Consider the following 18,837-nt stretch of genomic DNA (forward strand, 5'->3'; position numbering starts at 1 on the left):
CCACGACGGTGTCGAGCCCTGATCGGGACGACGCTGCCGCCGGAGCCGGCGTCCGCCGGGCAGAGCAACGCCGACAGGCCGCAGAGGGTCGCGCGCAGGCGCGTGAGGGAGCCCCGGCTGAAGCCACTGAGCCGAGAGCCCCGCGGCCGGCGAGCTCCACAGCGGGCCACCGAGTGCCGCTCCTCCTGCGGGCAGGTCGATCCGTGTTCGCAGCGCCTCGCCATACCCTGCGAGCCGGAGTATGGTGCGGGGATGGAGGAGATCCGAGAGCCGCGGTTGTGGATCATGACGGTCCTCGCGCGCGGCAGAACCCACGGGTACGGGATCATCGCTGCGGCGCGGGAATTGTCCGACGGCGCGATGGTCCTGAAGATCCCGACCCTCTACTCGGCACTCGACCGCCTCGAGCGGCAGGGGCTCATCGCCGCCGACGGCGATGAGGAGGTCGACGGCCGAAGGCGCCGGTACTTCCGCCTGACCGATGCCGGCGAAGCACGCCTCGCGGCCGACGCGGAACGTCTCGCGCAGATGGAAAGGGCCGCCTCGAGTGCTGTGCGCCGACTCGGACGGAGCGCCACGGCGTGAGCTCCTCCGCTGCGGACTACCGCCGAGCCCTGCGCTGGTACCCCGCCGCCTGGCGCGAGAGGAACGGCGAGAGTGCGGTGAGCGCGTACCTCGACCGCGACGACGCGATGGGAGTATCGGGCCCTACCCGCTCCGACCGGGCGGGTCTTGCGAGAGCCGGGATGATCGAGACCTTCGTGGCCACGATCCGGCGACGAAGGCTGGGCACCACCCTCATCGGGGCCCTCTTCCTGCTCGCCGCCTGGTCATTGACGGCCGTCGCCCTCGAATACGGCAAGCGGGCGCTCTTCGTCCTGATCACCGGAGTCGTGAACTTCGATTCGCGACTCTCGACCGGTCCGGTGCTGATCGCCACTACGCTCGTCGCACTCGCCTGGCTGTCCGCGGCCGGCGTCGCCCTGCTCCGTGGCCGGCCGCTGTCGGCTGCTGCGATCGCACTCTGCGGGCTGGCCTCCGCGGGCACGCTCTGTCTCTTCTGGTGGTCCGGACCGTTCACAGCGTTCCAGTACCGGGGGTATCCGGTCCACCTGATCCTGCTCAGCTCCGTGGCGTCATCCGCACCGATCATCGCCACCGCGGCCGCCGTCCGCGCCGGGATCCTCGAACGCCGAGCGCTCGGGTTCGTCGGCGCGGGCGCTGCAGTACAGGTCATCGGCGTCTGGGGCCTCTCCCCCATGGATCCACCGTGGACCATCGCCGGAGTACTCGTCTCAGTCGCCCTCATCATCCTGACGCCCGCGGCGGTAGCCGTCGTCGGCACGAGCTTCGTGTTCCTGAGCGCGACGGATCGATCCCGACCGCGGAGTCTCGATCGAGCCGACCAGCTTTCACGTCTGTGAATCGTCCGCTCAGAGAGCTCTTCAGCACGCTGTGCAATGCACCTCTTCGAGGTGATGCCGAGGTCTCGAGTCGGGCCTTCCGCGTCCCGCTCACTCCTCACCCGCCCTGGAGACGACGAGCTGCGTCGCCGGTGACGGACTCGGTCATCCCGGAACCCGCGCGCGATCTCCCCGGGGCGGCGAGTCGAGATCAGACGGTGCCCGGAGGTGCCGTGCCCTCCGGCGCGGGGACGACGTCGCCCGTCCGGCGGTCGACCAGCGGAATGCCGACCGGCCAGGGTGAGCCCGTGATGCGGTAGCCGGCGGAGGTCTCCTCCTCGAGGCGGACGGTGCCGTATCGACCGAGAACGAGGGCCGCGACGACGCTGACGATGAAAGCGGCCAGCAGCCCGTAGACCGGCACGCCGACGGAGGGTGTTCGGAGGGCCTCGGGCGGCAGGAGCGACACCAGCAGGAGGAACAGGACCGCGCACGCCGTCCCGGCGAGAGACACCCAGCCCGCCCGGACCGCGTAGGCCGTCGAGTCGGTTCCGGGGAGCAGCCGGACGGTGGTGGGCCTGACCTCCGCCACGTCCTCCGCCATCCCGACGGCCGATGCCAGGAGGCGGAGTCGGTTCGCCAGCACCGAGACCGTGACCGCCGGAAGGTGCTGATCACCGACGCCACCCGGACGCAGCGGGATCTCCACGGTGAGCGCTCGCTCTCCGTGTCGAACTCGGATCCGCAGACCGCCGAGCCTCGACGTGGGGCTCGGACCGTTCATCGCGACCACGCGGCTCCACGGCAGCACGGCACCGGGCTCCGCCTGGCGGCGGTCGTCCCAGAACTCCAGGCCCTCTGCGGTCCCGAAGATCAGCGGGTGCTGGCTGCGGCTGAGGCGGGTATAGCCGGGTGCGATCGCTCGGATGGCGACCTCGGCCCGGTAGTCGACGGCGGGGTACAGCACGATCGCCTCGGCGCTGCGCTTCGTGAATTCGGCCGATGCCACGGAGAGATCCTACGAGCGGGTCCGAGCCCGAGGCGGCGATGTCGCGTCGCACCTCCGCGAACGGATCGGTGTTCCGCGGGCCCGACCTCACCGGCCCCTAGCCTGGGCGGATGGACGGCACGGTCGATCTGCTCACACGACGACTCCGGCTCCGTCGGCTCACCCGGGAGGACGAGGCGGCCGTGATGGCGTAGCGCGGTGACGCCCGCGCGTCCCGGTTCCTCGGTCACGGTGCGCTCGCGGAGGGGCAGTACACCTCCTGGTTCGAGGATCGGGACGCCGAGTGGGAGCTGCGCGAGCCGGGTCACCGCCGCTTCTACGGCGTCGAGGTCCGGGCGACGGCGGCGCTCGTCGGTGACGCCGTCCTCGTCCGATCGGCGGACGGGCAGCAGGGCGAGATCGGCATGTTCCTCCACCCGGCCACGTCCGACCTGGGCTACTCGCTCGAAGCGGGCGGCGCTCTCCTCGACGTCGGGTTCGGGTCGCTCGGCCTGCACCGCATCATCGGACGCGCCGCGGCCGACAACCGCCGCTCCGTGCACGCGATGGAGCGGCTGGGACTGCGGCGCGAGGCCCTCTTTCTGAAGAGCGCTAGACGCGGCGAGACCTGGATCGACTCAGCGGTCTACGCGATCCTCGCGGACGAGTGGAGACGCAGGAGACACGCAGTGGAATCGACCGGCTCACGGTTCCTCCACGGGTGCAGGGCGCGCCCTCTCACGGCCGCGAGGAGACGGAGAACGACGTCCCCGTGCAGGTGTAGGTGGAGCCGCCCACGACGTGGACTCCCTCGCCCAAGCGCGAGCACGTCTGTGCCGCGTCCACGAGGATCGGCACCAGGACGGCGAGAAGCACCGCGATGAAGGCCACCCCGACTGCCGCGATGATCACACCAGCGAGGGCCAGGCCGTTCCTCTGACCCGCTCGCCGAGATCGGATGAGCGCGATGAGACTGAGGATCAGTCCCGCCACATTGAGGAAGCCGATGAATGCGAGGACGAATCCGACGATCGTCACCACTCGATTCGAGCGCTGCTGGCTCTCGGTCATCGTCGTCCGGCCGCTGGGTGAAGGGTTCTGAGCGGAAGGAGAGCTTTCTGTCGTCACTCGGGGAACCTAGCGGAGACGCGGTCCTCCTGACGAGCTTCCGGCCGATCACGTCATCGAGAACACTGAAGGCGATCGCCAGGGAACGTCCGAATTCTTCTCGGCCGCACCGCACGTCGTTCTCCCGCAGATGTGGCTTCGACCGTCACCCCGCCGCGGTCCGCGGGTGGGACTGCTGCCGGCGGAGCCCTCGGCCGGTTCTCAGTCGGGCAGGCTCTGCCAGATCACCGACTCGACGGGGTCGCCGTCCGGCGTGCACTCGTCCGGAGTGTCCTCGAGCGTGAGGTAGCCGCCGCCGCCCTCCACGACGTCGCCCGTCGTCAGCGCTCCCCGACCAGGGACGTCGATCGTCCGCCCGTCGCCGCTGAGGCGCGAGCCGACCGGGAACACCAGCGGGAGGGCCGTCCCGTCGTCCTGCACGGCCAGGCAGCCCTCCTCGGTCATCGTGAGAGTTCCGGCGATCGACGCCTGCATCACCAGGTCCGGGGCCTCGGAGGCGACCATCGCGGTGACGCCCTCGCTCCGCTGCACCGCGCCGTCGGAGCCGGAGCACGCCGTGAGCGTCATGGCCGAGGCAGCGCACAGCAGCACCGTCAGTGGGCGGAGTCGTCGACGAGGAATCATGAGAACAGCCTACGAATCCCTCCTCTACCCAGTCCTACCGCTCAGCACTCCCCCGCTGGACACTGCACCGCGCGGGGCGGGTGACCGGCTGCCGAAGGGTCGCTCACCTGTCCGCACAGGGACGCTCTACGAGCCGACGGCCGGCAGAGTCAGCACGGCACTCACCGCAGTGACCGCCGCGAGCAGGACGCCGACCGGAACAGCGACACGGGGACGGTAGGCGCCGATGACGAGCGTGCAGAAGGTCAGGAGCGCGCCGACTCCGACGAGCGCGAACCACCGGACGAGCGGCCAGGCCGGGCCGGCGAGGCAGTCGAGGGGCGGGTCGTTCACCTCGAGGAACGTGCTGCGGTAGTCGCCCGCGCAGCCGAGGAGGATCAGCCAGTTCGTCACAGCGCCGAGTCCTGCGAGGACGACGCTGGAGACGGCGCCGACGACTCCGACGAGCGCGAGGATCGACGCGACGGCGTCGGAGGCGGCCGTCCTGGTGGTCCGCCGGCTCATGGTCCTCCACGTGAGAACGTCGCGGCCGAGGCCGGGCCGGAGGGAGAAGGCACGCGCAGGCCGATTCCGGGTCGACCCGTGTGCCGATCCTGAGGGCTCACCGCTCGGTGGACGGTGCGGGCAGGTGGGAGGCCGCTCCGCGCCGCCGGCTCAGTGCCCAGACGAGCGCGCCTGCGAGGAGCACCGCGCAGGTCAGCCCGGCGACGTGCAGGACGAGCGACGGCACTCCGTTCTCGGGGAGCAGGAAGCCGTACGGCACCCACCCGTCGGTCGCCCCGCGGACGAGCACGACGACGACCCAGACGATCGGGTAGGGCAGGACCACCCACAGCCGGCGCCACGGGAGCGGTCCGCGGTCGGCGACGACGATCCAGTCGAGGAGGACCAGCGCGGGGAGCACCACGTGCAGGACGGCACTGACCCAGGGCGGTGCCGTCCCGGTACCGGGAACGATTGTGTTGTAGATCACGGCGACGACGATCAGGTAGGCCGTCGCCGCGCCGCGGACGTGGCTCAGCCACACCGGAGTCGAACGGCGGGCGAGCGCGACCGAACCGGCGACGATCAGCACCGCGCTCGCGAGGAGGCTGGTCTGGTTCGTGAAGTAGCCGAAGTAGTCGAACGGATTCGGCTCGCCGGCCGCGATACTCAGCGCGTAGGTGTGGAGGATCACCGCGACCGCGGCTGCACCGACGGCGATGCGCGCAGCGCCCACGAGCGAGCGGATCGATGCCGGGGTAGCCACCGGCTCAGCCTAGGAGCCGTTGCGCTCACTGCTGACCCGCGACAGGCTTCGCTCCTTTCGGGATGCCGGTCGAAGACCTGTTCCGCTTCCCTTCGGACGAGATCCCGTGCGCCGGTGAAGAGCGCAGTGCATGATGGCCCGATGTACGTCGGAGAGGCCCCGCGGCCGAATGGAGTGACGCTCATCGTCTTCGCCTTCGTTCTCGCCGCTCTTGGAGCCGTCGTGGGATTCTTGGCCTCCCTCTCCATGTGGGACCCGAGCGAGACGTGCAGAACCCGCGGCGGAAGCAGATTGACCGGAGAGAGGTTCCTCTGGAATCCGCTGTGCTCGGACGGTTCAGTGGTTCAGCCGATGTGGATGACGTTGACGACTGCCGCGGCGCTGTCCGTCGCCCTGCTGTGTCTCATCATCGCGGCCGTCCGTGATGCTCGATATGACGCACAGGAGAGTGCGTCGCCCGAGGTCGAGCACGAATACTCCCGCCAGGCCCTGCCGGAGGACGACGGACTCCGCAGACTGGGCGACGAATGGTGAGAGACGTCGAGTCCGAGAGGTTCCGTCCCCATGAGCGTTAGACAGTCGCCTCGCCCGGATCACGCGATCCCCCTCGTTCTCGCCGTGCTCTTCACCGTCTTCGCCGCCGCTCTCGGGGTGGTGTCCTCGATCTTCCTGTGGGATCCGGAAGAGGCGTGTCGGGTCCGCGGCAGCTACTCCAGCCCCGAGAGCTTCCTGTGGAATCCACTGTGCGCGGACGGTTCGGCGGTCCAGCCGATGTGGATGACGGTGGCAGGCGCTGCTGCGCTGCTCGGTGCCGGAGTCTGCGTCATCCTGGCGATCGCTTTCCGAGTGCTCAACCACGAGCGGGAAGCCCCGCCGCCGGTCGTCTCGCACTGGGAGTGAACGACCGAGGGTGAATCCGCCAGCTGGATCCTCTACTGAGGCCACGAGCAGAACGGAGGACCGGCGCGTGGACGGGTTCGAGGGTTCACCCGGCTTCCGCTCGTTGCTGTTTCTGGGCGTCCTTCCATTCCTCCTCCTGGTCGCCCTGGTCTCGATCGTCACGTTCGGCATCCTCCAGTGGATCGGAGAGCGCGGGCAGCCCCGTCAGTGGCCTGAGCGGTCTCCCATGAGAGGGTGATCCGCATGCAGCCCACGACAGCGGTCCGGATCTCGGTGGTCGCGGCGGCCGTTCTCTCGTCCGCTCTGCTCTCCGGCTGTGCAGGAACTCCCGCGGAGCCGATCGTCGAGCGGACGTCGCAGATGGCCGTCGACTACCCCGCCTACGACCTGCCGCAGCTCGTCGGGCAGGCGGATCGCATCATCGAGGGCACCGCCGTCTCGACCCGCGATGCCGTCCTGTACCCGACCTACGAGGGCACCGATCCGCTCCTGAATCCGCTGAGCGAGGCGTCGGAGGAGGAGCAGCGCGCCGCCAGCCTCGAGGCCGCCATCGCCGTCACGGAGGTCGAGCTCGAGGTGACCGCCGTCCACAAGGGCGAGGCGGGTGACCGCCTCACCATCACGCAGACCGGCGGCGTCCTGGACGGTGTCCGCTACACGACCGTGCAGGAGCCCCTGCTCACCCCCGGGAGCTCCTACCTGCTCTTCCTGCACGAGGGCGAGCGTCCCGCCCTCCTCGGCGGAGGCGCGGGCAGCTACGAAGCGGCGGACGGCGGCTACCTCGCCATGGCCGCGCACGCACCCGTCGAGTCCTTCAGCCGCGACGAGCTGGCGCTCCTCCTCGCTGAGGACCGCCGCCTCACCGAGTGATGCGGGCGCCCGCCGGACTGCAGCGAGGGCTCTCGAACACGCGGTGGATCTCGATACGCCGGCTCCGCGGGCTACTCGATCAGCAGGGAAGGGCGCACGCATGCTGGTCGACCCATGCTGGTCGAGCAGCCCCGCAGGGGCGTATCGAGACCCGCGCGAAGCCCGGCCGCGCGGGATGCTGCGGCCTAGTGGGCTCGCGTCGGGAGCGCGACCGGGAGGGTCAGCTCGCCGCGCTCGACGAGGCTCTCGAGGGCCTCGAGGACGGCGGCCTCCGGCTCGTACCGCGGCGCATAGCCGAGGAGCGTCGCCGCCTTCTCGATGGAGAAGTACTGGCTGCGGTGCAGGTGGCCCCAGCTCGCGTCGGCGAGGTCGTCGCCCGCGCTGCGGCGGAACTCCTCCCAGCCGATGCTCTCCAGCACGGCCTCCTGCCCGAACCAGCCCGCGGCGATCTGCGCGAACCCGCGGACCGTCAGCGCCGAGGGGGCCACGATGTGGAAGTCCTCCCCCGCGGCCGCCTCGGGCCGGGCCACCGCGAGCTCGAACGCCTGGGCGACGTCGTCGGCGTGCACATGGTGCAGGGACTCCGCGCCCGAGCCCGGCATGCGCAACGTTCCACCGGTGGCCAGGGTCTCCCAGACGACGGGGTCGAGGTTGCCCAGCGGCCCGATCGGCGCCCAGCCCGGTCCGCTGATGTGGCCGGGGTGCAGCGTGCTGGTGCGCAGGCCGCCCGCCGCGGTCTCGGCCTTCAGGAGGAGGGCGATCGCCTCCTTCTGGCGGCCGTACTCGTCGATCGCGGGCGTCCCCTCGCCCTCCCGGATCGGGAGCTTCAGGGTGGGCCCGTAGCGCCAGACCGATCCGCAGCTGATCAGGTGGCCGACGTGCCCGCGGAGCCCCTCGACGAGGGCCTGCGCCGAGTCGACGGTGAAGCAGACCAGATCGATCACCACGTCCGGAGCCAGATCGCGAACTCGGGTCGCGAAGACGCCGTCCTCGTCCTCCTGCTGCCGATCGGCGACGACGTTCCGCACCTGCTCCCACTCCGGGCCGGCGGTGTAGGGGGTGCTGGTGCCGCGGGTGATGTTCGTGACCTCGTGCCCGGCGCGGACGAGCCGGGGGACGAGGAAGGAGCCGATGTGGCCGCTCCCGCCGATGACGACGACGTGCATGGTGGCTCCTCGGGGGTGGTGACGGGCGGTTCGCTCCACTCCACCACACTCGCGACCGGCGGCGCTGGTGCCCGTGGCCTGCTCCGAGCCCCGCTCAGCGCACCGGTTCGGCCGGGACGTCTCGAGCGAGGGCCGGAGACGCCTGCCGCTCAGAGGGCGGCAGGTGGCACCGGTAGTGGGTTCGGGATCTCGAACACGGCCGAGCGCGGCCACATCAGCGTCGGCGTGCGCTTCCGCTCGGGCCCGCCGAGGATCAGCGCGGCGTCGAGCAGGTCCGCGGCGTGCGCGAGGACGTGCTCGACGTAGGCGGGGTGCACCCAGTGCGGTCCGGAGAAGGCGGAGATCAGGTCCTGGAGGGCACGGACGGAGTCGTGCTGATTCTCGTCCCGCGGGGTCATGGCGGCTCGGATCGGTAGGAGGAGCCCTCTCGACCGAGCGGTGTCACCGATCGGCGGGAGAGTTCGTGCACCTCCGCGACGCGGCCGGCATCCGTCACAGTACGCCTCGGACGACCCCGGAGAGGTGTTTCGCGAACATCCCGGTGACACGGCAGAAACCGCCCTGCGCGTCTCCGTCCGGGCGGCCGCGCGACCGATCGTCTCGGATCGGAGCGAGCAGTGCGGAACGGGGATGGTCTCAGAGCCCATCCGAGACCTCGCGTGGCGAACCGCACCCTTCCCGGGCGCACGCGACGGCGGGACCCCCATGGGCAGGCTGCACGGCGACTCCGGAAGCGGTGCCCGCTTCGACGACGGGCTCGTCACTCCCCCGCAGCTCGTGATCGGGACGAAGCCCGGCACAGGCGCGTGCACGCGCGTACCCGGCTTCCTCCCGTGAGCACCGGTCAGCCGGGAAGCGGCGCCTTCGGCGAGGAGATCGACCGGCTCCTCGCGTCCTTCACCGACCTGCTGCCCGGCGAGGACGCTGCCACGTCCGTGCTCGGCGCTCCCTTCGACATGCAGACACTCGCGGCGACCAGCCGTCGAGCGGCGACCCTCGACGAGACGCAGATCGACCTCGGCGAAGGGCCCGCCTGGAGCGCGTACCGCGCCTATCGCCCTGTCGAGTTGCAGGTCGGAGACGAGCGGCACTTCGCCGCCTGGCCCGTCTTCTCACTCTCCGCGGAGGCGGCAGGAACGAGGACGGTCCTCGCCGTTCCCCTGGTCATCGGCACCTCGAGCATCGGCGCCGTCAGTCTGTACAGCAGCACCTCGATGCGGCTCGACGCCGAGCAGCTGCGGCTCGCGGGCCGACTCTCAGGAGCGCTCGCCAGGGCCGTGGTCGATCAGGCGATCACCCTGCCGGAGAACGGGAGACTCGCCCGTGATCCCGCGCTCTCGCGCCGGGACGTGCACCAGGCGACCGGGATGGTGATCGGCCAGACCCGGTCGACCCCGGCGGACGCCCTCGCCATCATCCGCGCCTACGCCTTCGCGGAAGGCGTCGGAGTGCGCGACGTCGCCGCACGGATCCTCGCCGGATCGCTCGACTTCTCCCACGATCCGCCCGAGTGATCCCCCTCCTCCGAGGCGGTCGACTGCGGATCCAGCCTGCGGTGATCAGTGCGCCCGGCGCCGCCAGGATCTCGAGATCGATGCCGCCTCTCGAGACGGTCGCGGGATGGTCTTTCCAGCCCAGGAGGCGGCCGGTGCACCATCGCCGATCATCTCCGAGATCGTCTACCGTGCGGTGATCACGTCACCGCGCATCCCGAGCGCCTGGAGGTCGACACCCGTCGAGGAGACGATCACCTCTCCGGTCTCGCCGTCGTAGACGACGGTGTAGACGTCCCACTTCTTGGCCACAAACCCGTAGGGCGCGTCGTTCACGACAGGGGCGTGCACGCTCAGAGCCCACATCCGCGCCTCCGGGGAGATTCGAGTGTCGCCGCCGAGTCCCGGGGCGCAGGAGGACAGCTCCGCAGACGTCGCCCGCACCGCGTAGATCGGGTACTGCTTCTTCTCCTCCGCGCTGAGCGTCGAGAGGCGACTTCCCGCGCCGTCGGCCAGGTCGAGCGCCGGGTTCGTCAGCTGCTGGACGTCGATCATCGGCCCGTACGCGGCGTCAGCAGTCGAGGGGCACGGCGGGGCTTCCGTCGGGAGTGAAGACGGCCGGGGGTCCCGCGGCGACGCCGGTGCTGCCTGTATCTCCGTCGAGGTGGGCGTCGTCTTCGCAGTGGCGTCGATGGTGACGGGGCCGGAGCGGATGCGCATCGTCGTGGTGGTCTGCGTGAGGCTGACGTCCCCGGCGCCCAGGACGTCCATCAGCCACTGCTCTCGTTCTCCGGCGGCATCGAGGCAGCCGACGGAGGTCGTGGCGGGGCCCCCGGTGACGACCCGGACGGACGTCTGCAGACCTGCGTACCGGAGGTCATAGGTGAGGGTGTTGCAGGGCCCGTCCACGCTGAGCTTGGACCGGCCGTCGATGTCGATGATGCGGAGACCGACCGGGTGATCGAGCAGCCAGTCGCCTGATCCCTGAGCAGCGATGACCGCGGTGGTCTCGTAGACGGACTCGGTCGCTTCCTCGGCGCTGAGCAGATCTCCCGCGACCGGCGACGTCGGCGGTGAGCCGGGGCCGGTGGCGCTCGCCGCGCAGCCGCTGAGGACGAGCGCCGCGGAGAGGCAGAGGACGCTGAAGGGGAGGGTTCTCGCGCGTCTGGTGATCACTGGTCGACTCCGTTCTGGTTCATGGGCAGGTCGGTGCAGTCGACCGCGGTAGTCAGTCCCGTGAAGATCCGGATTCGCCCGCCCTCCTGGCAGACCTGGGTTCCTGCGAGGGAGAACAGTGCAGCGTCCGTCGCGTCTGTGATGCCGTCGGTACCCGACCCCGTGAGGGCAGCGCATGCCGCAGCGAGTGACTCGGTGGACTCTTCTGCCGGCGTCCGGATCTCGCCCGACAGGGCGACGCCCCGCCCGTCCTGCTCCCAGCAGGTGACGGGCGCAGCGACCGGAGTGCCGCGCTCCGTCGTCACCGCCGTGAGGGCTGCCGCGCTGAGGATCGCGCCCGCGATACCGGCGAGCGTCACCGCCGCGGCCTGGCCAACGCGTCGGCGGCGGCGGATGCGGTGCGCGAGGCGTGCGCTGATGCGCTCGAGCTGCTCATCGCTCAGGTCACGACTGTCCATGGTCCTCGGTCCGTTCCGTCAGGGTTCTCGTCAGCGATGCCCGCACCCGCGAGAGGCGGTTGCGGACCGTCCCGTGGGACAGGCCGAGGGAGGCGGCGGCGGCGCTGTAGCTGAGGTCGTCCTCGATGCACGCCGTCCAGATCGCGCGGTCCGTCGCGCTCATCTGCTCGACCAGACGCCGCACGTCGAGCAGCCGGTCGCTCGTGTCCGCGTCGACGCCGCGAGTGGCGGTGTCGTCGGAGAGGGGCAGGTGGCGTCGGCGCTGCTCGCGGCGGTTGGTCGAGGAGCTGAGGTTGCGCGCCGTGACCAGCAGCCAGGGCAGCACCGACTCCCCCGCGATGCGCACGCTCGAGCGGCGCTTCCAGAGCAGGAAGAAGGTCTCCTGCACGACGTCCTCCGCCTGGCCGGCGTCCACGAGGAAGCTCCCCGCGGCCCGGTGGACCGCGCGGCCGTGCATCCGGAAGAGAGCATCCAGCGCCGAAGGGTCGCCGCCGCGAAGCCGATCCACCAGCATCACCTCAGCCGCACCGACCACCGACATCACCCCCCTCAGTAGTGAATGCCCTCAGACCACGGTTTCGTCTCAGACTTCAGCGAGCGATTGCAGACGACTCGGCGATAGGTCCGGGCTCATCCCCTGAGGGAGGCCCGGTCGCCCCGCCGGCGGCGTCGCGTTCGCTGAGCGGGCGTGTTCGACTGAACCGACGTCAACGACCACCGCGGGCGCCGGTGAGCCGTTGATCGATACTCAGGCGGGACGGCCGATGCGCTCGTTCTGGCTCGTTTCAACGGGTGACACCGGTGGCACCGCGGTCACGGCAGCGGAAGCTCTTCCGCTCTCTCGGCGCCCATGATCTGGCGATGGTAGAGAAGCAGCTCCCAACCTCGGAGAGTGAAGTCATAGCGGGATCCCGGCTGCACGGCAGATGGCGCGATGCCCGAACCACCCCAGACGTATGCCGCCGTCAGACGCCCGCACTCCTCTGTGCCCACAAGCCATCGACCTGATCTCCGGTCCGGAGCCAGAAAAGATCGCTGCACCTCGACCACAGTGCACGTTGCTGTCGATTCCGTCGCATTCCATCGATCCGCCCACGCCCAGCACACCCCTGCGATCATCGCGAAGGCCGTTGCAAGCGCGATTCCCTCCTTCTTCGAAAGAGGGAACGACCATCGGCGCGGCGGCGCCCCCGCGCGCCGATGCCTACCCGATGGGCTCTCTGCGATCACGAGCCGAGAGTAGAACACGGGGGCGTGTCCTCACGCGAGGAGTGGCTCGATCGGCATGGCGGCTGACGACTCGGCGCGGAACCCTCGACATCGTTCTCTGGAGGCGTCTGGTCGCCCTAGAGCTGCTCTGCGCGTAGCGGCACCGGCGCGAGCGTGCTTTGCTCAGCCGAACGGAGCGCGTCGCTCCATCCGCCGGGAGTCCACATGCCTCGCACCATCTCACTGCTCCTGCTCGCCGCGACGATCGCCGGCGCACTGGTCGGGTGCACCTCCGGCAGCGAGCAACCGGTGCCGGTCGCGACGCCGACGCCGACGCCGACGCTGGTCGCAGAGTTGGAATCAGGTCAGTACGAAAGCACTTCCTTGACCAGCATCACGACCGACGATGTCCAGGCACCGGCGGATCGGCTCGACCTCACGATCACCATGGACGGCGCCGGAGCCGGCGAGTTCGCGTTCGACGACGGCTGCAACGTGCAGACGGATTCGTTCGCCTTCGAGAACGGCGTCCTGACCGTCACTCACACCATGACCCTGCTTCGCGGGTGCGTTGCTCCCGCCGGCGCCGCCGGACATCTCTTCGACGAACTTCTCGGCGAACCCGTCACTGTCACACGCTTGGGCGACGACATGAGGTGGACGAATGCGGTCGGCGAGATCGTCTTCATCACGGCTGCGTGATCAGTCGGCCCAGCCCACCGCGCACTGTGAGAACCGAGCCCTGGAGGGTGTTGAGAGGTTGGTCCGTTCGATGCGACGAAAGGCTGTGGCGGTCGCAGCGCTCGTGGTCCTGGTGGTAGCAGCGCCGATCACCGCCTGGAGCGTCGTCTGGGAGAAGACGATCTCGTCAGCGCGCTGCACAGTGACGGAGGTCGTCGACATCCACGCCCGCTACACCCCGAAGTTCGAGGTCGAGACGACCGACTGCGGAACGCTCTTCCTCTCGGGCGGGAACGGGGCGTCCGATCAATGGGTGACGGAGCAGGCGCAGGCGTTGGCCCCCGGTGTCGGCTACGACTTCGTGCTGAAAGGATGGAGCTGGTGGACCTATCAGCGTTCCATCGTGTCGATCGCATCAGCGTGATGACGGCCCTCACCACCGAAGGTGATCGCGTTCGCTGAACACGCGCCGGGGTTGTCGTTCGCTCATCACACGGCGAGCCCGAGTCCCGCTCGTGAACCGACTGTCGGGGCGCCGGTGAGAGCCGATACGCGCTCTGGCGGAGATGATTCCGGGGTGCGGATATTCGTGGGAACTTTCTGGCGCTGATCGTGCAAGACCTGTTGTGAGCGTCGAGACGGATGGTGAGGTCGTCGGCCGGTCCCTGGGGGAACCGGCCGCTTTCGCTGTTCTCTACGACCGGCATGCCCGGCTCGTCTACCGGTACGCAGCTCTTCGGGTGGGTGTCGCCGCGGCGGAGGACGTCTCATCAGAGACGTTCCTCGTCGCGTTCGAGGGTCGGGCGCAGTTCGATGCCGAGCGGGGTGATGTCCGTGCGTGGCTGCTCGGGATCGCGACGGTTCTGCTGCGCAAGCGCGCGCGTCTGGAGGCGAGGGCGTGGAAGGGCATGTTCGCGGAGCACGTCGCGCAGGTCCTCGAGCTCGACCCGCTAGATGCTGTCGCTGCACGGCTGGATGCGTCCGCTGCGGTGCGTCGGCTCGGGCGGGCGCTGCGGCGCCTTCCGGCTGGGGAGAGGGACGTGCTGCTGCTGCATGCGTGGGGCGACCTCGACTATCAGGGCATCGCCGACGCTCTGGACGTCCCGATCGGGACGGTCCGGTCTCGGTTGAATCGCGCGCGCACGAAGCTGCGACGCGTTCTGGACGCGGGGACTACCCGCCGAGTGGAGGTGGAGCATGGACAGCCTGACGCTGCTGCGCAGTCTCAGTGAGGTCGTGGACGATCCCGACGAGGCTGTCCTCGCTCGTGGACGTGCGGCACTCTTCGAGCGGATCCGCCAGGAGACCGATGCTCCCCCGCTCCCGAAGCGACGCGCCGTCCTTCCGCGCCGGCTGATGCTCGCCGCGGTCGGCGCCGGCGCCGTCGCCACGGTCCTTGTGGGCGTGAACGTCCTCGGGGCGGGCTCCGGAGGTGCCACGCCGGCGGCTGCGGCCGTCCTCCAGGAGGCGGCCGCTCGCGCGATCGAGACAACGGACCCGGTTCTCGCTCCGGGGCAGTACCTGATGGTGACGACCTCGGAGGTCAGCCTGGTGAGCAGCGATACCGCCGCGAGCTACCTCGTGCTCCACCGCGACCGGCTCTACATCCCGGCCGACACCTCCGACGAGTGGGTGTGGGACCGACCGGTGCCGGAGCTGTACGAGACGTTCTCGCCCGCAAGCGAAGAGGCAGCGGCGGCGGATTTCGCGCGTCGTGCGGCGGAGGGTCGTGACGTGGGTGAGCTTCTGCGCGCTGCGGGCGGACGCTTCTACGGCGGCGATCAGCTCTCGCAGATGACCGAGTTCACCTCGCTCCCCCGCGACCCGGGCAAGCTCCTGGAGCGCATCTACACGCTGATCGGGAGCACCGGCCCCTCCCGCGAGGGCGAAGCACTCGTGTTCATCGCGGACGCCCTGCGCCGCGGGACCATCCCCGCGGAGCTGCGCGCGGCACTGTTCGAAGCGGCAGCCAAGATCCCGGGAGTGACCATCACCGACGAACAGGTGACCTTCGAGGGCGCGACCGGTGTTGCGATCGGACGAGTGGAGTCCGCCACCGGCACCCGGCAGGAGATCCTCATCGACCCCGACACCGGACAGCTGATCGGGGAACGAAGAGTGCTCCTCGAACCGAGAGGCGACCTCCCCGCCGGTCCTCTCTCCACGACATCGGTCGAGACCAGCGTCGTCGACCAGGCGCCGGCCGGCGGAACGCCGAACGGCGCTCTCGAGGGCTGCACCGTCTTCGGGAACGGACAGTTCCAATGCTGACCCCGCACGCACCCTCTCCCACCACGACAGAACGGCAACCCATGCGATCCTCACTCTCGTCGTCTCCTGCTCGCCGGCTGCTCACCGGCCTTGCCGCCGGCGCGGCGGCCGTCCTCCTGCTCTCCGGCTGCGCCGCGAGCGCAGCCGATCCGTCCGAGATCGCCCCCGCGGACCTCGACCGCGAGACCGGTCAGATCAACTTTCCGCTCGAGGCCTACGTCATGACCCAGGCCGAGGCAGCCTTGGTCCAGCACGCGAACGACATCCTCGTCGGCGCGTGTATGGCTGAGCAGGGCCTGCCCTACCCGCAGGCGGATTTCGACTGGGTGACCGAACTCGAGACCTCTCCCTCTCCCGATCGTCCCTACGGCCTGTGGGCCATGGAAGAAGCCCGGATCAATGGATACGAGTCGCCTTACAGTCCCGCCCGGGCTGCTCTGGACGCCGAGCAGGAAGCACTCGGAACAGACTGGTCGAACAAGGTCATGACGTGCATCCGCACCGCCGACACCCTGCCGACCATGGTCATCAACTCCACACCCGAACCGACCATCGCAGACCAAGGCTCCCTCGAGGCTCGCGCCGAAGTGGTAGGCAGCGGAGAGTTCCAGAAGCAGCGAGCTCTCTGGGCCGAATGCATCGAGAAGGAAGGACTGACCGACTCCGACTCTAATGAGGCACTGCTCCCCGCCATCGACTACTCGGTGACCGGTCCGGACCAGATCGCGATCGCGGTCATTGATGTCACCTGCAAGGACCAGCTCGGCAGCATCGAAACGCTCGCAGGCATGGAGACGAAGATTCAACTCGACTTCATCGACGCTCACCAGAGCGAGCTGCAGCAGCTCCGAGCCGACGTCGACCAGGTGCTCAGCGAGGCTGAGAAGATCACCTGACGGAGCCGTTACCAACGCAACCCGGCGACCCCAGCGGCGCACAATCGTGTCGCCGCTGAACGACTCATGGGCAGCGAATGGCGACGCGAAACGACCCGGTGGTGATCCCCAATACGGGATGGGCTCGAATCCGTTGGGTGCGCGTTGTCACGACCGCGAGGTGGTCCCTGATCGTCAGGACGTCGCCGCTTGGGCGCGGCTCTAGAGTGGCGCAGGTAGGACGGGTTTCCGTCGCAGGGCAGACGCAGCGGGAAACTCGTCTACTCTCCATCGACCTGAACAGAGGCCAGAGATGATCCGTCCGATTCGTGTCGTGATCGTCGTCGTTCTGATAGCGCTGTTCGTGGTCGGCTTGGCTCTGTTCAGCTACTACGACACACCCACGGGACGTGTGACCTACCTCGTTTCCGCGGTGCTGTTCGGCATCGTGGGAGCGATCGGGGTCGCCGCCTACATCGCGTTGCCGCGACTGCGGACTACCCGAGTGGTGAGGCGTCGCCTGCCGGAGGCGGTCGTATTCGTTGCATCGAATCAGTACGACGTCCTCCGAGAGCTGTCCGCGGCGCCTGCTGTCGATCCCGCGATCGATGGACCGCTGGGTGACCTGGTGACCGTCTCGATCGCCGAGGACGGCCTCACCGTCTGGTCGGCCGGCGCGGAACCTCGCCCCGTCAGGCAGATCAGCTCGAACGACATTCACTCGGTCGAGCCCGACTTCGTGGAAGCCCATCTCGGGAAGTCCGCGATCCTCCACGTCCGAGCGCAGCTCGACGGCGAGCTGACGTCTCTCTCCTTGATTCCCACGATTGAACGCTTTGCGTGCGCGTTTCCGTCCTCCTTTCACAGAGCACACGGCCTGGCGAACTTCGCACGATCCGTGTGGAAGCTCGACGACTGACAGCGAGCGGATGTCGACGCGGCCGCACCGAGCCGCACCGGCGAACGATCTTCTTACAGCACGCACGATTCCAGTCGGTAGCTCGACGGACTCAGCGACCACCGCTCGCCGGGTCCGTGAGCGAAGCTGCGGCAACGTGTCCTACTGTCACCACATGAGCGAGTCGTCCAAACCCTCGATTTGGCGGAGGGTAGCTCGTCTGCTTCGGCTCGGATTTGTAGACGTCGAAGCCGGGATGGTGAGCGGAGCAGTCCTCGGGGTGGTGTTCGGCGCAGTGTTCGTCTTTGTTGGCATCGTCACACAGGAGCGCTGGAGTATCGCGTTCGGCATCGCGCTGGCGATCGTGTCGCTAGCGGTCTTGATTGACTGGCGTCGCGAGCGGGAGAAGTAGCACTCACATTCATCGTGTTCCGCTCCACCTCGGGCCAGATCAGGAATCTGCCGCCTCTGTTGCTGTCGACTGCGCGCCGGTCTCGGTGTCGCACGTCGTGATGTTCCATACGGGTCGCCCGTCCACCACGCCGAGGTCCAGCGCGATGAGGCGTGGGCTGGGATAGGTCTCGCCCGAGAGCCGCGCCGCTTCGGTCGCGCCGACACTGACGACTACCACCTCACCGTCTGACAGCGCGACATTACGCTCTTGCTTGAAAGCGAGGGTGCTGGCGTCGTAGAGCGCTTCCCGGCCTCTGTCGGCGGGACCCTCACGGCCGGGAGCGACACTCCTGACCCGCCAGACCCACTGATCCCTGACGTACTCGAGACGCAGCCCTACGATCGGTCCGCGAGGGGAATCCTCTTCCCCGCTGAATCCTTCGAGCCAGTCCGACGGCCACATGGCACTGGTAGGAACGCCACCGCTCGGGTAGTCCTCACCGGCAGATGCCGGCGCGTCAGGGAACGACCCCTCGCACGCTGAGACAAACAGTGCACTTGTCAACACCACGGAAGTGAGGACCATCCTGGAAGCGAGTCGCAGAGACACCATGCTCCATAGTCCCTCACCAAGCCTCGCGAAGCGGTGCATGATGTTCCGGTGAGCGTTGGACAGTCGCCTCGGCCGGATCACGCGATCCCCCTCATACTCGCCGTGCTCTTCACCGTTTTCGCCGCCGCTCTCGGGTTGATGTCCTCGCTCTACATGTGGGATCCCGGAGAGACGTGCGAGGTCCGTGGAAGCTACTCCAGCCCCGAGAGCTTCCTGTGGAATCCGCTCTGCGCGGACGGTTCGGCGGTCCAGCCGATGTGGATGACAGTCGGGGCCACTGCTGGACTGATCGGCGCCGGCGTCTGCATCGTCCTCGCGATCATTTTTCGAGTGCTCAACCACGAGCGAGAAGTCCCGCCGCCGGTCGTTTCGCACTGGGAGTAAATAGTCGAGGGTAGATTCGCCGGATGATGACGACTCGGACCTCCCGATCGACCCTCGC

Annotated in this window: 24 protein-coding genes and 1 pseudogene; 14 read left to right on the top strand and 11 right to left on the bottom strand. The window is 68.9% G+C overall.

Annotated features, from left to right (window positions below):
• The first annotated feature begins 252 nt into the window (after positions 1-252).
• Both EDF22_RS08290 and EDF22_RS08295 read left to right on the top strand, forming a co-directional pair.
• Positions 253-585, top strand: coding sequence for a PadR family transcriptional regulator (locus tag EDF22_RS08290; RefSeq protein ID WP_123703899.1), 333 nt, complete (start codon positions 253-255; stop codon positions 583-585).
• Entirely contained in the window at positions 582-1,424 is an 843-nt protein-coding gene (locus EDF22_RS08295) for a hypothetical protein (RefSeq protein ID WP_123703901.1), read from the top strand. Before EDF22_RS08290 ends, EDF22_RS08295 begins: the two co-directional genes overlap by 4 nt.
• Before the next feature lie 190 nt (positions 1,425-1,614).
• On the opposite strand, the gene EDF22_RS08300 is transcribed toward EDF22_RS08295, so the two are convergent.
• Positions 1,615-2,412 (bottom strand): hypothetical protein, encoded by a 798-nt coding sequence (locus EDF22_RS08300; protein WP_123703903.1) that lies wholly within the window; start codon positions 2,410-2,412, stop codon positions 1,615-1,617.
• Positions 2,413-2,621: 209 nt separating this feature from the next.
• On the opposite strand from EDF22_RS08300, the pseudogene EDF22_RS21480 reads away from it, so the two are divergent.
• A pseudogene (locus tag EDF22_RS21480) lies at positions 2,622-2,966 on the top strand (GNAT family N-acetyltransferase); the annotation flags it as partial.
• Between the two features lie 163 nt (positions 2,967-3,129).
• Here the strand turns inward: EDF22_RS21480 and EDF22_RS21255 are convergent.
• From EDF22_RS21255 to EDF22_RS08320, 4 genes are all read right to left on the bottom strand, one after another.
• Positions 3,130-3,429, bottom strand: a complete 300-nt coding sequence (locus EDF22_RS21255; protein WP_243600130.1) for a hypothetical protein — start codon at positions 3,427-3,429, stop codon at positions 3,130-3,132.
• 291 nt (positions 3,430-3,720) lie between these two features.
• Entirely contained in the window at positions 3,721-4,143 is a 423-nt protein-coding gene (locus EDF22_RS08310) for a hypothetical protein (RefSeq protein ID WP_148059151.1), read from the bottom strand.
• A gap of 126 nt (positions 4,144-4,269) precedes the next feature.
• Positions 4,270-4,647, bottom strand: a complete 378-nt coding sequence (locus EDF22_RS08315) for a hypothetical protein (protein WP_123703909.1) — start codon at positions 4,645-4,647, stop codon at positions 4,270-4,272.
• 97 nt (positions 4,648-4,744) lie between these two features.
• Complete coding sequence (locus EDF22_RS08320; protein WP_260303352.1) at positions 4,745-5,392, bottom strand: Pr6Pr family membrane protein; 648 nt, start codon at positions 5,390-5,392, stop codon at positions 4,745-4,747.
• Between the two features lie 141 nt (positions 5,393-5,533).
• Between EDF22_RS08320 and EDF22_RS08325 the strand changes: the two genes are divergently transcribed.
• The 3 genes from EDF22_RS08325 (at position 5,534) to EDF22_RS08335 (ending at position 7,162) form a co-directional block, all read left to right on the top strand.
• Positions 5,534-5,926, top strand: coding sequence for a hypothetical protein (locus EDF22_RS08325; RefSeq protein WP_148059152.1), 393 nt, complete (start codon positions 5,534-5,536; stop codon positions 5,924-5,926).
• Positions 5,927-6,010: 84 nt separating this feature from the next.
• Positions 6,011-6,292: a hypothetical protein gene (locus tag EDF22_RS08330; protein WP_148059153.1), complete on the top strand. Its 282-nt coding sequence runs from the start codon at positions 6,011-6,013 to the stop codon at positions 6,290-6,292.
• Between the two features lie 243 nt (positions 6,293-6,535).
• Entirely contained in the window at positions 6,536-7,162 is a 627-nt protein-coding gene (locus EDF22_RS08335) for a hypothetical protein (protein WP_148059154.1), read from the top strand.
• Positions 7,163-7,347: 185 nt separating this feature from the next.
• Here EDF22_RS08335 and EDF22_RS08340 read toward each other — a convergent pair whose 3' ends face one another.
• Positions 7,348-8,328: an NAD(P)-dependent oxidoreductase gene (locus EDF22_RS08340; RefSeq protein ID WP_123703919.1), complete on the bottom strand. Its 981-nt coding sequence runs from the start codon at positions 8,326-8,328 to the stop codon at positions 7,348-7,350.
• Between the two features lie 149 nt (positions 8,329-8,477).
• A complete protein-coding gene (locus EDF22_RS08345; RefSeq protein ID WP_123703921.1) occupies positions 8,478-8,726 on the bottom strand; it encodes a hypothetical protein in 249 nt (82 codons plus the stop codon).
• Between the two features lie 435 nt (positions 8,727-9,161).
• Here EDF22_RS08345 and EDF22_RS08350 point away from each other — a divergent pair, with 435 nt between their 5' ends.
• Entirely contained in the window at positions 9,162-9,842 is a 681-nt protein-coding gene (locus EDF22_RS08350; RefSeq protein ID WP_185038819.1) for a GAF and ANTAR domain-containing protein, read from the top strand.
• 165 nt (positions 9,843-10,007) lie between these two features.
• Here the strand turns inward: EDF22_RS08350 and EDF22_RS08355 are convergent, their stop codons facing one another.
• Genes EDF22_RS08355 through EDF22_RS08365 form a run of 3 tightly spaced genes read right to left on the bottom strand, consistent with a single transcriptional unit; the run spans position 10,008 to position 11,963 of the window.
• On the bottom strand, positions 10,008-10,997 hold the full coding sequence (locus EDF22_RS08355) for a hypothetical protein (protein ID WP_123703925.1): 990 nt from the start codon (positions 10,995-10,997) through the stop codon (positions 10,008-10,010).
• Positions 10,994-11,455 carry a hypothetical protein gene (locus tag EDF22_RS08360; RefSeq protein ID WP_123703927.1) on the bottom strand — a complete coding sequence of 154 codons (462 nt, stop codon included), beginning with the start codon at positions 11,453-11,455 and terminating at the stop codon, positions 10,994-10,996. Before EDF22_RS08360 ends, EDF22_RS08355 begins: the two co-directional genes overlap by 4 nt.
• A complete protein-coding gene (locus tag EDF22_RS08365) occupies positions 11,442-11,963 on the bottom strand; it encodes an RNA polymerase sigma factor (RefSeq protein WP_185038821.1) in 522 nt (173 codons plus the stop codon). The genes EDF22_RS08360 and EDF22_RS08365 overlap by 14 nt, the downstream gene beginning before the upstream one ends.
• A gap of 926 nt (positions 11,964-12,889) precedes the next feature.
• Between EDF22_RS08365 and EDF22_RS08370 the strand changes: the two genes are divergently transcribed.
• The 7 genes from EDF22_RS08370 to EDF22_RS20470 all read left to right on the top strand — a co-directional run bounded on the left by EDF22_RS08370 (position 12,890) and on the right by EDF22_RS20470 (position 17,801).
• Positions 12,890-13,366 (top strand): META domain-containing protein, encoded by a 477-nt coding sequence (locus EDF22_RS08370; RefSeq protein WP_123703930.1) that lies wholly within the window; start codon positions 12,890-12,892, stop codon positions 13,364-13,366.
• A 70-nt stretch (positions 13,367-13,436) separates the two neighbouring features.
• Positions 13,437-13,769 carry a hypothetical protein gene (locus EDF22_RS08375; RefSeq protein ID WP_148059156.1) on the top strand — a complete coding sequence of 111 codons (333 nt, stop codon included), beginning with the start codon at positions 13,437-13,439 and terminating at the stop codon, positions 13,767-13,769.
• 202 nt (positions 13,770-13,971) lie between these two features.
• The gene (locus EDF22_RS08380; protein ID WP_260303354.1) at positions 13,972-14,577 is read left to right on the top strand and encodes an RNA polymerase sigma factor; all 606 of its coding nucleotides are present in this window, start codon (positions 13,972-13,974) and stop codon (positions 14,575-14,577) included.
• Positions 14,543-15,616: a CU044_5270 family protein gene (locus EDF22_RS08385; RefSeq protein ID WP_148059157.1), complete on the top strand. Its 1,074-nt coding sequence runs from the start codon at positions 14,543-14,545 to the stop codon at positions 15,614-15,616. The genes EDF22_RS08380 and EDF22_RS08385 overlap by 35 nt, the downstream gene beginning before the upstream one ends.
• A 41-nt stretch (positions 15,617-15,657) precedes the next feature.
• Positions 15,658-16,512 carry a hypothetical protein gene (locus tag EDF22_RS08390; RefSeq protein ID WP_123703938.1) on the top strand — a complete coding sequence of 285 codons (855 nt, stop codon included), beginning with the start codon at positions 15,658-15,660 and terminating at the stop codon, positions 16,510-16,512.
• Between the two features lie 313 nt (positions 16,513-16,825).
• Positions 16,826-17,410, top strand: coding sequence for a hypothetical protein (locus EDF22_RS08395; protein WP_123703940.1), 585 nt, complete (start codon positions 16,826-16,828; stop codon positions 17,408-17,410).
• Between the two features lie 154 nt (positions 17,411-17,564).
• Positions 17,565-17,801 carry a hypothetical protein gene (locus EDF22_RS20470; protein ID WP_148059158.1) on the top strand — a complete coding sequence of 79 codons (237 nt, stop codon included), beginning with the start codon at positions 17,565-17,567 and terminating at the stop codon, positions 17,799-17,801.
• Between the two features lie 39 nt (positions 17,802-17,840).
• Here EDF22_RS20470 and EDF22_RS20475 read toward each other — a convergent pair whose 3' ends face one another.
• Positions 17,841-18,770: a hypothetical protein gene (locus EDF22_RS20475; RefSeq protein ID WP_148059159.1), complete on the bottom strand. Its 930-nt coding sequence runs from the start codon at positions 18,768-18,770 to the stop codon at positions 17,841-17,843.
• Positions 18,771-18,837: the final 67 nt, after the last annotated feature.

Origin of the sequence: Rathayibacter sp. PhB127 (assembly GCF_003751665.1) — a bacterium.
GTDB lineage: Bacteria > Actinomycetota > Actinomycetes > Actinomycetales > Microbacteriaceae > Rathayibacter > Rathayibacter festucae.